This is a genomic window from Streptomyces sp. NPDC057424 (assembly GCF_042803315.1).
Lineage (GTDB): Bacteria > Actinomycetota > Actinomycetes > Streptomycetales > Streptomycetaceae > Streptomyces.
On sequence record NZ_JBHVCP010000034.1, the window covers coordinates 75860 to 86823 of the forward strand.

At 71.5% G+C, this 10964-nt stretch carries 11 protein-coding genes and 1 pseudogene; 4 read left to right on the plus strand and 8 right to left on the minus strand.

Annotation, left to right across the window (positions count from 1 at the left end; all coding sequences use genetic code 11):
- The first annotated feature begins 64 nt into the window (after window positions 1-64).
- Entirely contained in the window at window positions 65-1291 is a 1227-nt protein-coding gene (locus ACFU3E_RS24900; RefSeq protein ID WP_384162214.1) for an acyl-CoA dehydrogenase family protein, read from the plus strand.
- On the opposite strand, the gene ACFU3E_RS24905 is transcribed toward ACFU3E_RS24900, so the two are convergent.
- The 3 genes and pseudogenes from ACFU3E_RS24905 to ACFU3E_RS24915 all read right to left on the minus strand — a co-directional run.
- The gene (locus tag ACFU3E_RS24905; RefSeq protein ID WP_384162216.1) at window positions 1288-1824 is read right to left on the minus strand and encodes a cupin domain-containing protein; all 537 of its coding nucleotides are present in this window, start codon (window positions 1822-1824) and stop codon (window positions 1288-1290) included. The genes ACFU3E_RS24900 and ACFU3E_RS24905 overlap by 4 nt on opposite strands.
- 7 nt (window positions 1825-1831) lie before the next feature.
- Complete coding sequence (locus ACFU3E_RS24910) at window positions 1832-3046, minus strand: cytochrome P450 (protein ID WP_384162218.1); 1215 nt, start codon at window positions 3044-3046, stop codon at window positions 1832-1834.
- 1 nt (window position 3047) lies between these two features.
- Window positions 3048-4115: pseudogene (locus ACFU3E_RS24915) on the minus strand (type III polyketide synthase); the annotation flags it as partial.
- A gap of 170 nt (window positions 4116-4285) precedes the next feature.
- Here ACFU3E_RS24915 and ACFU3E_RS24920 point away from each other — a divergent pair.
- Window positions 4286-4957 carry a transcriptional regulator gene (locus tag ACFU3E_RS24920; protein WP_384162222.1) on the plus strand — a complete coding sequence of 224 codons (672 nt, stop codon included), beginning with the start codon at window positions 4286-4288 and terminating at the stop codon, window positions 4955-4957.
- Between the two features lie 76 nt (window positions 4958-5033).
- On the opposite strand, the gene ACFU3E_RS24925 is transcribed toward ACFU3E_RS24920, so the two are convergent.
- The 5 genes from ACFU3E_RS24925 to ACFU3E_RS24945 form a co-directional block, all read right to left on the minus strand.
- Window positions 5034-5270: a DUF6213 family protein gene (locus tag ACFU3E_RS24925; protein ID WP_384162225.1), complete on the minus strand. Its 237-nt coding sequence runs from the start codon at window positions 5268-5270 to the stop codon at window positions 5034-5036.
- Between the two features lie 25 nt (window positions 5271-5295).
- Window positions 5296-6681: an NADP-dependent succinic semialdehyde dehydrogenase gene (locus ACFU3E_RS24930; RefSeq protein ID WP_384162228.1), complete on the minus strand. Its 1386-nt coding sequence runs from the start codon at window positions 6679-6681 to the stop codon at window positions 5296-5298.
- 76 nt (window positions 6682-6757) lie between these two features.
- Window positions 6758-7216: an NUDIX domain-containing protein gene (locus ACFU3E_RS24935; RefSeq protein ID WP_384162231.1), complete on the minus strand. Its 459-nt coding sequence runs from the start codon at window positions 7214-7216 to the stop codon at window positions 6758-6760.
- Complete coding sequence (locus ACFU3E_RS24940; protein WP_384162234.1) at window positions 7213-8751, minus strand: ATP-dependent DNA ligase; 1539 nt, start codon at window positions 8749-8751, stop codon at window positions 7213-7215. Before ACFU3E_RS24940 ends, ACFU3E_RS24935 begins: the two co-directional genes overlap by 4 nt.
- Before the next feature lie 29 nt (window positions 8752-8780).
- On the minus strand, window positions 8781-9710 hold the full coding sequence (locus tag ACFU3E_RS24945; RefSeq protein ID WP_384162237.1) for an NAD(P)/FAD-dependent oxidoreductase: 930 nt from the start codon (window positions 9708-9710) through the stop codon (window positions 8781-8783).
- Between the two features lie 77 nt (window positions 9711-9787).
- Here ACFU3E_RS24945 and ACFU3E_RS24950 point away from each other — a divergent pair, with 77 nt between their 5' ends.
- Together ACFU3E_RS24950 and ACFU3E_RS24955 are read left to right on the plus strand one after the other, a co-directional pair.
- Window positions 9788-10360 carry a helix-turn-helix domain-containing protein gene (locus ACFU3E_RS24950; protein WP_384162240.1) on the plus strand — a complete coding sequence of 191 codons (573 nt, stop codon included), beginning with the start codon at window positions 9788-9790 and terminating at the stop codon, window positions 10358-10360.
- Between the two features lie 117 nt (window positions 10361-10477).
- A partial coding sequence (locus ACFU3E_RS24955; RefSeq protein WP_384162243.1) for an alcohol dehydrogenase catalytic domain-containing protein occupies window positions 10478-10964 on the plus strand: 487 nt, incomplete at its 3' end.

Genomic DNA, 10964 nt, shown 5'->3' on the forward strand with positions numbered 1-10964 from the left:
CCCACCGGTAACAGACTGCATGTTACCGCAAGTAACATGCACGTGTGCCGCTGGAGGGGACGACATGGCCGAGTTCACCATGGAGCTCAACGACGAACAGAAGGAGGTCCGGGACTGGCTGCACGGCTTCGCGGCCGACGTGATCCGCCCCGCGGCCGCCGAATGGGACGAGCGTGAGGAGACTCCCTGGCCGGTCATCCAGGAGGCCGCCAAGGTCGGCATCTACTCCCTGGACTTCTACGCACAGCAGTACTTCGACCCGACCGGCCTCGGCATACCCATGGCGATGGAGGAGCTGTTCTGGGGCGACGCGGGCATCGCCCTGTCCATCGTCGGCACCGGCCTCGCCGCCGTCGGCGTCCTCGCCAACGGCACCGAGGAGCAGATCGGCACCTGGATCCCGCAGATGTACGGCGACGCCAACGATGTCAAGGTCGCCGCCTTCTGCTCCTCCGAGCCCGACGCCGGCTCCGACGTGGCCTCCATGCGCACCCGGGCCGTGTACGACGAGGCCAAGGACGAGTGGGTGCTCAACGGCACCAAGACCTGGGCGACCAACGGCGGCATCGCCAACGTCCATGTCGTCGTCGCGGTCATCGACGCCGAGCTCGGCTCCAAGGGACACGCGTCCTTCATCATCCCGCCCGGGACACCCGGGCTGGCCCAGGGGCAGAAGTTCAAGAAGCACGGCATCCGCGCCTCGCACACCGCCGAGGTCATCCTCGACAACGTGCGCGTTCCCGGCTCCTGCCTGCTCGGCGGCAAGGAGAAGCTGGACGAGCGGCTGGCCCGCGCGCGGGAGAAGGCCAAGCAGGGCGGGGAGCGGGTGAAGAACGCGGCGATGGCCACGTTCGAGGCCTCGCGCCCGGCCGTCGGCGCCATGGCGGTCGGCACCGCCCGGGCCGCCTACGAGGTCGCCCTCGACTACGCCAGGACCAGGGAGCAGTTCGGGCGGCCGATCATCGACAACCAGGGTGTCGCCTTCCAGCTCGCGGACATGCGGACGTCCATCGACGCGGCCCGGCTGCTGGTGTGGCGCGCGTCCTGGATGGCGGTCAACGGCAAGCCGTTCACGGCGGCCGAGGGTTCGATGTCCAAACTGTTCGCGAGCGAGACGGCCAAGAAGGTCACGGCCCAGGCGATCCAGATCCTCGGCGGCAACGGCTACACCCGGGAGTACCCCGTCGAGCGGATGCACCGGGACGCGGCCATCTACACCATCTTCGAGGGCACGAGCGAGATCCAGCGCCTGGTCATCGCCCGGACCCTCGCCGGTGTGCCCATCCGCTAGGAGGTGTCCGCCCAGCGATGTCTGAGCGGCGTCAGCTGCTCGATGTCGTAGCGCGCCCGCAGCTCCTGGATCGCCGTGTGGTCCGGAGGGCCCCCGCTGCCGAGGATCTCCAGCAGCTCCTCGAAATACCGCTCGTGGTCCGGCGGCGGGCTCGCCTGGAAGAACATCCTGGCCGGCGAGTCCGTCGGGTTGGCGAACGCGTGCGGGCAGCCCGGGGGGACGACTATCACCGTTCCCGGTGTCGCCCGCACCACCCGGTTGCCCGAACGGGACTCCCATCTCTGCCAGTTGTCGGGAGTGCGGATCCGCGGCTCGAAGGCGAGGACGTCCAGCTCGCCTTCGAGCACATAGAACAACTCCTCGCTGCGGGTGTGCACATGGGCGCCGACGTCGAATCCCGGGGGCACGACCACCTCGAACGTGGAGGCCGTGCGGGAGTGCGTGCCGGTCACCTTGAAGGTGACGTGCTGGGCGGGGGTCTCCACGATCCGGCCCTGGCCGGGTGGGACGAGCAGCCCCTCCGTCGCCGTCATCGCCCGCTCACCACGTCACGGGCAGGGCCTCGGGCCCGCGGATCAGCGCGCCCTTCCTGAAGGGCACCTCCTCGGCAGGGACGGCGAGCCGCAGGCCCGGTACGCCGTCGAGGAGCGCGTCGACCAGGAGCTCCGACTCCAGCCGGGCCAGCATGCCGCCCGGGCAGTAGTGCGGGCCGAAGCCGAAGGAGACATGCGGGTTCGGGCTGCGGCCGAAGTCGATCGTCTCCGGGTCGGGGAAGACGTCCGGGTCACGGTTCGCGGCCAGGTACGACACGTAGATCGCGTCGCCCTCCCGGATCCGCACGCCCTGGACCTCCACGTCCTCCAGGGCGATCCGGGACAGCCCGACCGCATTGCGGTGGGGGATCCAGCGCAGCAGTTCGTCGATGGCCCGGGGGCGGATCCCCGGGTCGGCGCGCAGCCGCTCGGCGAGCTCGGGACGGGTCAACAGCACGTAGAACATCTGGCCGCTGTTGTTGGTGACCGCCTCGCCGCCGATCTGGAGGAGGACCGCGAGTCCCACCGCCTCGTCCAGAGTGACCTCCCCGCGGCCCACGGCGGCGCCGAGCAGGGAGGCGACATCCTCGCCGGTACTGCCCTCGCGCAGGCCGATCAGGTCGGAGAAGTAGGCGCCCATCTCCTTCTTGGCCTTCTCACTGACGTCGGCGCCGTGCGAGGAGGACAGGATCAGCTGGGTCCAGTGGTGCATGGCCTGCCGGTCGGCGGCCGGGACGCCCATCAGCTCGCAGATCACCGCGATGGGGAACGGGCTGAGCACGGCCTCGGTCAGGTCCGCGGGCGGGCCGTCCTGCAGCATCTCGTCGACCAGTTCCGCCAGCATGCGACGGGACCGCTCGCGCACCCGCTCCACGCCGCGCGCCGTGAAGGCGGCGGCGACGCTGCGGCGCAGCCGGGTGTGGTCCGGCGGGTCGAGGAAGCCGACCGCGCCACGGGCCGGGATGAAGTGCGGGGCCAGCCGGGTGACCTGCCGGTCCATGACGGCCTCGCGGCCGAAGCGCGGGTCGTTGGTCACCATGCGCACGTCGTCGTAGCGGGTGACCAGCCAGGCCCAGCCCTCGCCGTTGGGCAGCTTGATGCGGGTGACCGGGCCCTCGTCCATCAGCTCGCGCAGCACCGGGTCGAAGTCCGCGCCGGACAGGTCGAGCGCGGGCCAGTCCCGGACCGGTGGCAGGATGTCGGTGATCGTCTCTTCGCTCATCTCACATCGTCTCGTCCGCGCGGTGCCAGCGGCCCAGGGCCATCTCGGCGGTGATACCGGGTCCGAACCCGGCGAGGAGTCCGCGCGCCCCGTGCTCGGCGCCGCCCTCGTCGAACAGCCTGCGCAGCGCGTCCAGGACGACGGCGCTGGCGATGTTGCCGTACTCGGTGAGCGTCGACCGGCTGAACCGGAAGGCGTGCGGGTCGACGTGCAGGAAGGTGCTGAGGTCGTCCAGGATGCGGGGGCCGCCCGCGTGGACTATGTAGAAGTCCAGGTCGGAGGCGTCCCAGCCGTGATCGCCTGCCAGGTCCTTCAGCGCCGGCGCGAGCGGCTCCATGGTGGCCGGGACCCGCTTGTCCAGCAGGAAGTGGAAGCCGGTGGCCTTCACGTCGTACATGATCCACTCTTCGGTCTTGGGGATCAGGTACGAGCCGTTGCGCTCGAGGGCGACGCCCTCGCCGCCCCGGCCCCGGACCGCCGCGGCCGCGATGCCGTCACCGAACAGGCCGTTGGAGAGCAGCGAGCCGACACCGATGTCGGTGGGCTGATAGCACAGCGAGCAGAACTCGCAGGCCACGATGAGCGCGTTGGCCTCGGGGTAGGCCGTGCAGAAGTCGTGGGCCCGGTTGATCGCCGCGCCGCCTGCCGCGCAGCCCAGCTGGGCTATCGGCAGCTGCCGGGTGGTCGGGTCGAAGCCCATCTCGTTGATCAGCCAGGCCGTGAGCGAGGGCATCATGAAGCCCGTGCACGACACGTAGATGATCAGGTCCACGTCGGTGGCGAGCAGCTCAGCGTCGTCGAGCGCCCGCTGGATGACCGCGGGCACCCGGGCCTTGGCCTCGGCCTCGTAGAGTCTGTTGCGGTCCTCGAACCCGGGGTGCTTCAGGGTTTCCTCGATGGGTTGCACGATGCGCCGCGTGCGCACACCGGTGTTCTCGATCAGCCGGAGGGCCAGCGGCAGTTGGGGGTGGTCGGCGTGGCGCTCGCGCGCCAGCTCCAGCGTCTCCTCCATCGTGATCACGTGCTCTGGAACGGACACCGAGGGTCTGCACAAAGTCGCCATGAACCGTGCCTGCTTTCGCCTCCCGGAAGGCCCTTCGCCCCCCGGTCAGAAGGTGGTTCACCTCAAGGGGTGGTCCACCCACGATCACCCGGCACGACGGCGAATTCGCGTCGGACTACTCCGTATCGGGGACGCCGTGCCAGGCTCGTCCCCACACCCCCACGACGGAGGACGCGATGACGCACCCGGCTCGGGACCTGCTGAAGACGACCATCGCGACCCTCGCGCCGGACCCGGACGCCAACCCCCTGGTCCCGCTGATCGCCCAGGGCACGGCGCCCCGCACCATCCTCGCCGCGCTCGCCCTGGAACAGGCCACGGTGATTCCCGCGGACCGCCGGGCGTTCGAGTTGCTGGCAGTGCGCAGCGAAGCGACCGACCCGGAGGCCCAGGCCTTCTTCACGACCCTGGCCGCCGGCGAGGCGCTGGCAGGGGAGCGACTGACGGCGTTCGCACGGGCGTGCGACGTGGACGAGGTGGGGGAGGCGTCGTACGAGCCCCAGCCGGGCTGCCAGGCGTACCCCGCGTACGTGGCCTGGCTGGCCCTGAACGCCTCACCGGCGGACGTGGTCCTGGCCCTGACGGCCAACTTCTCGGCATGGGGCGGCTATTGCGCCACGATCGCGAAGGCCCTGCGTGACCACTACGGCTTCACGGACGAGGCGTGCGCCTTCTTCGACCTCTTCGCGGAGCCGTCACCCGAACTGGACGGGCTGGCGACGGCGGCGGTGCAGGCGGGACTGGAGGCGGAGCGGCTGGACGAGAACCGCGCGCGGCACTACGGCCGCCTCCTGCAGACCTACGAGGCGAACTTCTGGTCGACGCTGGGAGAACAGCTGGTCCTGTAGGGGTGCGGGACCGGGTGTGACGTGCAGACCCCGCCGCGCGGGCGCGGCCAGCCACACACCACCCGCACCGGCAGGGCTATGTCGTACCCCCACTGCTGTGCGCGATACAGGCCACATCGATCCGGTCGGCCAGCTTCGCCAGCTCAATGGCCAACTCGGCAACCGTATCCTCGTCGAGCCCCGACTCCCCGGCCTCCACGAGCCGCACCCACCGGCCCCCCACCGTCCGCAAGAGCTTGCTGACATCCGCCGCAGTCACCTGCAGGGTCCCGCGGTCGTCGACGATCAGAGGCAGAGTCACTTCGCGGTTCACAGACGGGATCGTAGCCCCGCAACACTCACGCACCATGCCAAACAGTGGTGATGTTGCAGAACTCGCGGATTCCATGCCCGGACAGCTCACGCCCGTACCCGGACCGCTTCACACCGCCGAACGGGAACCCCGGATGGGACGCCGTCATGCCGTTGAAGAACACCCCGCCGGCCTCCAGATCCCGTACGAACCGGTCGACCTCGTCCTCGTCCCGCGTCCAGACGTTCGAACTCAGTCCGAACGGCGAGTCGTTCGCGATCAGCACGGCCTCGTCCAGGTCGGCCGCCCGGTACAGCGTGGCGACCGGCCCGAACGCCTCCTCCCGGTGGATCCGCATCTCGCGGGTGATACCGGCGAGGATCGTCGGCGTGTAGTACCAGCCGGGCCCGTCCGGCCGTTCGCCCCCGCACAGCACCTGAGCCCCGCTGCGCACCGCGTCGTCGACCAGTTCCTCCAGATCACGCCGTCCCTGCTCGCTGGAGAGCGGCCCGACCTCGGTGTCGTCGGCCATGGGGTCGCCGACCTTCAGCGCCCTCATGCCCTCGGTGAACCGCTCGGCGAAGGCGTCGTAGACATCCGTGTGCACGATGAACCGCTTCGCGGCGATGCAGGACTGCCCGGTGTTCTGCACCCGCGCGGTCACCGCGACCTTGGCGGCCCGGTCGATGTCGGCGGAGGGCATCACGACGAACGGGTCGCTGCCGCCCAGCTCCAGGACCGTCTTCTTGACCATCTCTCCCGCGGTGGAGGCGACCGCGCGTCCCGCCGGCTCGCTCCCGGTGAGCGTGGCGGCCTTGACCCGCTCGTCGCGCAGGATCTCGTCGACCGCGGCGGAGCCGATCAGCAGGGTCTGGAAGGTGCCTTCGGTGAAGCCCGCCCGGTGGAAGAGGTCCTCCAGGTAGAGGGCGGTCTGCGGGACGTTCGAGGCGTGCTTGAGCAGGCCCACGTTCCCCGCCATCAGTGCGGGCGCGGCGAAGCGGATCACCTGCCACAGCGGGAAGTTCCACGGCATCACCGCGAGCACCGGGCCGAGCGGCCGGTAGCGCACGCGTACGCGGGAGGCGCCGGAGTCCTTGACGTCGGAGTCGGCGGGTTCCTCGTCGGCGAGCAGTTCCTCGGCGTGGTCGGCGTACCAGCGCATCGCCTTGGCGCACTTCGCGGCCTCGGCCCGGGCCTGCTGGATCGGCTTGCCCATCTCGGTGGTCATCACCCGGGCGATGTCCCGCTGGTCCTCGTCGAGGAGGTCCGCGGCCCGGTGCAGCAGCCGGGCCCGCTCGCCGAAGGTCGTCGTCCGGTACGTGCGGAACGTGGCCTCCGCGAGCTGGAGTCGGCGCTCGATCTCCTGCTCGCCCATGGCCTCGTACGTCTTGAGCGTCTCGCCGTTCGCCGGGTTCACCGTTGCGATGGGCATGGCTGACCTCCCTCGGAGCGGGCTGTGTCTCGACCTTCCCGCGCGGCGGAGGGGACCGCAACGCGGGAGCGTCTCCTCAGGGCGAGTGCTCCGCCAGGCGGTCGAGAAACGCCGCCTGCGCCTTGACGATCACCGCGCGGGCCCGGTCCAGGCCGAACCACGCCACCCGGTCCAGTTCGGGGAACTCCTGGAGCTGCCCGGACCTCGGAGGCCACTCCATCCGGAACGTGCCGGGCGCGATCGTCGCCGGGTCGAGGTCCGCCGCGACCGCCCAGGCCGTGACGATCTTGCCGTTGGTCTGCCGGACCTCGCCCAGGTCGATGGCCTCACCGTCGGGCGGAGGCAGCCCCAGTTCCTCCTGGAACTCACGCCGGGCGGCCTCCCAGGCGGGCTCGCCCGGCTCGTACTCGCCCTTGACGACGGTCCAGGCTCCGGCGTCGCGCCTGGCGAAGAACGGGCCGCCCATATGGCCGAGCAGCACCTCGGGGCCGTGGTCGGTGGGACGGAAGAGCAGCAGGCCGGCACTGCGCCTCACGGCTTCACCTCCGGGTGCGCGGCGAGCAGCGTCTCGACCGTGTCGGCGTCCCCGGGGCGCTTGTCCTCCCGGTAGCGGACCACCCGGGCGAAGCGCAGGGTGACGCCGGCCGGGTAGCGGGTGGAGCGCTGCAGTCCGTCGTAGGCGATCTCGACGACGAGTTCCGGGCGGACGGTCACGACGTAGCCGTTGTCGTCGACGGCGAGCCGCTGGAGATGTTCGGTCTGCCAGGTGAGCATCGCGTCGGTCATGCCCTTGAAGGTCTTGCCGAGCATGGCGAGGCCGCCGTCGGCGGTGCGGGCGCCCAGGTGGAGGTTGGAGAGCTTGCCGGTGCGGCGGCCGTGGCCCCACTCGGCGGCCAGGACGACCAGGTCGAGGGTGTGGACGGGCTTCACCTTCAGCCAGGAGGCGCCGCGCCGCCCCGCGCTGTAGGAGGCGTCGAGCGCCTTGGCGACGACACCCTCGTGGCCGCGTTCCAGGGCCCCGGCGAGAAACTCCTCCGCCGCGGACGTGTCGACCGGCCCGGACACCAGGGTGCGCCGCACCCGCATCGGCTCGGGCACCAGACGGGCCAGCTCGGCGTGCCGCTCGGCGAAGGGCAGGTCGAGCAGGTCGTGGCCGTCGACGGACAGCGCGTCGAAGAAGACGGGGGAGACCGGTACCGCGCGGGCGGCCGTCGCCACGTCCGTGCGGGAGCCGACGCGGCCGGCGGTCTCCTGGAACGAGCGGGGGCGCCCGCCCTCGTCGAGGGAGATCACCTCGCCGTCCAGAATGAACCGCTCGCCCCGCAACTCCAGCGCGGCGGCCGTCACTTCGGGCAGACGGTCGGTGATGTCGTCGAGGGTGCGGGTGTAGAGCCGTACCGTGTCGCCGCCCCGGTGCACCTGGACGCGGATGCCGTCCAGCTTCTCCTCCACCGCGCAGGCGCCCAGCTTGTCCACCGCCTCGGCCACCGAGGAGGCGCTGTGCGCCAGCATCGGCAGGACCGGGCGGCCCACGGTGAGACGGAACCGGTCGAGGGAGGCGAGGCCGTCGGCGAGCAGCGCCCCGGCCACCGCCTGGAGGGAGCCCGCGAGCATCACGGCCCGCCGCACGTCCGCGGACGGCGCCCCGGTCGCCTGGGCGAGCCCTTCCACCGCCACCGCGTCCAGGGCGCCCTGCCGGACCTCGCCGGTGAGCAGCCCGAGCAGGAACCGCTGCTCGTCCTCGGTGGCCGCGCCCATCAACTCCCCGACCAGCCGGGTCCGTTCCGCCTGGGAGCCGGGGCCGGACACCTTGGCGAGCTCCGCCAGCCGGGCGTCCACCTCCCGCACGGTCAGGCCCGGTTCGGCGGCCGGGTCGACCGGGCGGCTCAGCACCTTCCAGCCGACGCCGATCCGCCCCTGCGGCAGCCGTCCGGCCAGGTACGGGATGACGATCGGCACGTCCTCCGCCTCGGCGTCCCGGAAGAGCTCCGCGAGCAGGGCCGTCTTCCGGGACCTCGCCGAGGTGGCGGCGACCTCCTGGGACACTCGGGCCAGCCGGTGCAGCAGCATGCAGCCATGGTGCACCGGAGGCGATGCCTCTACACCTGGGCAGCCGCGTCGAGGTCGGTCATCAGCAGGTCCCCGACGATCGCCGCCGCCGCCCGGTATCCGCCGCTCGCCGCGTGCACGACCTGCTCGGAGAAGCCGATCGCGTTGCCCGCGGCCCACACCCCGGGCACGGTCGTCAGGCCGTTCGCGTCGACCACCGGATACGCGCCGAACGGCGTCTCGTGCAACTCGGCACCCAGCTGCTCCAGCAGGCCGGTCCGCGGGACGGCCCGCGGGGCGACGAACAGCACCGAGCGGGCGTGCGCCGTGCCGTCCGTGAGCCGGACGCCGGTGAGCCGGTCGTCCTCGATCACCAGCTCCGCCACCTCCCCGGGCACCACGTCCACCCCGGCCGCGGCGAGCCGGCGCAGATCCTCGTCGGACAGTTCCTCCTCGGCGACCGTGTGCAGGAAGAACCGCACGTCCTTCGACCACTGGGACACCATCAGCGCCTGGTGCACACCCGCCGGGCTCGAGGCCAGCACCCCGAACGGCTGGTCGCGCACCTCCCAGCCGTGGCAGAACGGGCAGTGCAGCACGTCCCGGCCGAACCGCTCGGCGACCCCGGCGATCCCGGGCAACTCGTCCTCGAGTCCCGTCGCGACGACCAGCCGCCGGGCCCGCACGGACCGGCCGCCGGACAGCACCACGGTGAAGTCCTCGCCCCTCTCCACCTCCACCACCCGGTCCCGCACGAGCTCCACGCCGTAGCGCGCGATCTCCCCCCGCCCGATGGCCAGGAACTCGGCGGGCGGCATGCCGTCCCGGGACAGATAGCCCTGCATGTGCGCAGCGGGCGCGTTGCGCGGCTCGCCCGCGTCGACCACCAGCGTGCGGTGCCGGGCCCGCCCCAGCACCAGCGCAGCGGACAGGCCCGCCGCACCCCCGCCGATGACGACCACCGCGTACTTCTCGGTCATGTGACCACCTCCGCTGCCGAGCCTCGCCCCGGTCCTGCGGGATTGACAAACACCTTTGCCGAAACTGCAATACGACCATGACGACGGACGAGGTACTCGCGGGCGTGGGCCCCCGGCTGCGGCAGATGCGCAAGGAGCGGGAGGTGACCCTGGCGGCGCTCTCCGAGACCACCGGCATCTCCGTCAGCACCCTCTCGCGGCTGGAGTCCGGCCTGCGTAAACCCAGTCTGGAACTGCTGCTGCCGATCGCGCGCGCCCATCAGGTGGCGCTGGACGAACTGGTCGGCACTCCGCCGACGGGTGATCCCCGCGTGCGGTCGAAGCCGATCGTCATGGGTGGCCGCACCCACTGGCCGCTCACCCGCCAGCCCGGCGGCCTGCAGGCCTACAAGGTCCTGGAACCGAAGCGCAGGCAGGAGCCGGAACCGCGCACGCACGAGGGCTACGAGTGGCTGTACGTGCTGTCCGGAAGACTGCGCCTGGTGCTGGGCGAGCACGACGTGGTGCTCACGGCGGGGGAGGCCGCCGAGTTCGACACCCGGGTGCCGCACTGGTTCGGGTCGACGGGGGAGGGGCCCGTGGAGTTCCTCAGCCTGTTCGGGCCGCAGGGGGAGCGGATGCATGTGCGGGCCCGGCCGAAGGGCGCATGACGTACGGGAATCCTCCGGGTGGGACTTTGCCCGGAGACGGTTCCCTGATGGGCAAGCGACCGCTTAGTATGCGAACCGACCCCGGTCAGACGAAGCAGTCCCCCGTGGAGGCCCCGCATGCAGGCATGGCAAGTGCACGAGAACGGCGAGCCGGGCGAGGTGATGCGGCTCGAGGACGTCGAGCCGCCCACGCCCGGTGACGGCCAGGTCCTGCTGAAGGTACGGGCTGCCAACATCAACTTCCCGGACGCCCTGATGTGCCGCGGCCAGTACCAGGTCAGGCCGCCGCTGCCGTTCACACCCGGCGTGGAGATCTGCGGCGAGACCGCGGACGGCCGCCGGGTGATCGCCAACCCGGCGCTGCCGCACGGAGGCTTTGCCGAGTACGCCGTCGCGGACGCCGCCGCGCTCCTGCCCGCCCCGGACGCCCTGGACGACGCGGAGGCCGCGGCCCTGCACATCGGCTACCAGACCGGCTGGTTCGGCCTGCACCGACGGGCCGGTCTGGAGGCCGGCGAGACCCTGCTCGTCCACGCTGCCGCTGGAGGGGTCGGCAGCGCGGCCGTGCAGCTCGGGAAGGCCGCCGGCGCCACCGTCATCGGTG

What these genes read in the sequence shown, in the direction of transcription:
- ACFU3E_RS24945 (WP_384162237.1), bottom strand. Translation starts at nt 9,710, where the DNA reads ATGACCGAGAAGTACGCGGTGGTCGTCATCGGCGGGGGTGCGGCGGGC.
- ACFU3E_RS24930 (WP_384162228.1), bottom strand. Translation starts at nt 6,681, where the DNA reads ATGCCCATCGCAACGGTGAACCCGGCGAACGGCGAGACGCTCAAGACG.
- ACFU3E_RS24905 (WP_384162216.1), bottom strand. Translation starts at nt 1,824, where the DNA reads ATGACGGCGACGGAGGGGCTGCTCGTCCCACCCGGCCAGGGCCGGATC.
- ACFU3E_RS24920 (WP_384162222.1), top strand. Translation starts at nt 4,286, where the DNA reads ATGACGCACCCGGCTCGGGACCTGCTGAAGACGACCATCGCGACCCTC.
- ACFU3E_RS24900 (WP_384162214.1), top strand. Translation starts at nt 65, where the DNA reads ATGGCCGAGTTCACCATGGAGCTCAACGACGAACAGAAGGAGGTCCGG.
- ACFU3E_RS24910 (WP_384162218.1), bottom strand. Translation starts at nt 3,046, where the DNA reads ATGAGCGAAGAGACGATCACCGACATCCTGCCACCGGTCCGGGACTGG.
- ACFU3E_RS24950 (WP_384162240.1), top strand. Translation starts at nt 9,788, where the DNA reads ATGACGACGGACGAGGTACTCGCGGGCGTGGGCCCCCGGCTGCGGCAG.
- ACFU3E_RS24940 (WP_384162234.1), bottom strand. Translation starts at nt 8,751, where the DNA reads ATGCTGCTGCACCGGCTGGCCCGAGTGTCCCAGGAGGTCGCCGCCACC.